This window comes from Cognatundibacterium luofuense (assembly GCF_018139685.1).
Lineage (GTDB): Bacteria > Pseudomonadota > Gammaproteobacteria > Burkholderiales > Burkholderiaceae_D > Undibacterium > Undibacterium luofuense.
In genome coordinates, this window is sequence record NZ_JAGSPN010000152.1 from 1 (window position 1) to 450 (window position 450).

The 450-nt window shown below is 50.7% G+C and carries 1 protein-coding gene; it reads left to right on the forward strand.

All coding sequences use genetic code 11. The features are described from left to right. On the forward strand, positions 1-450 hold a 450-nt coding region (locus KDM89_RS19780; RefSeq protein ID WP_212689599.1), incomplete at both ends, for a cytochrome c oxidase subunit 3.

Consider the following 450-nt stretch of genomic DNA (forward strand, 5'->3'; position numbering starts at 1 on the left):
TGTTCTATGCACGCAGTATCACCATGCCATGGCTGGGCGATCTCGATCACAAGGTATTGTGGCCGGATTTTGCTGCACAATGGGGTAATACTGGTCCGGCTGGCACGGTCGAAGCCTTCAGAACCATGGGACCATTCCCTATTCCAACCATCAATACCGCATTGCTGCTGACTTCAGGAGTGACGCTGACTATCGCCCACCATGCGCTGCGTGCTGGTCAACGTGGTAAAACGGCTTTCTGGCTGTTTGCAACGGTAGTACTGGGTGCCGTGTTTATGGGCTTTCAAGCCTATGAGTACATGCATGCGTACAGCGAACTGAATTTGAAACTGACTTCCGGCATTTATGGTTCGACTTTCTTCATGCTAACCGGCTTCCATGGCTTCCACGTGACGATGGGTGCAATTATGTTGTCTGTGGTGTTGTATCGTGTACTCAAAGGTCACTTCA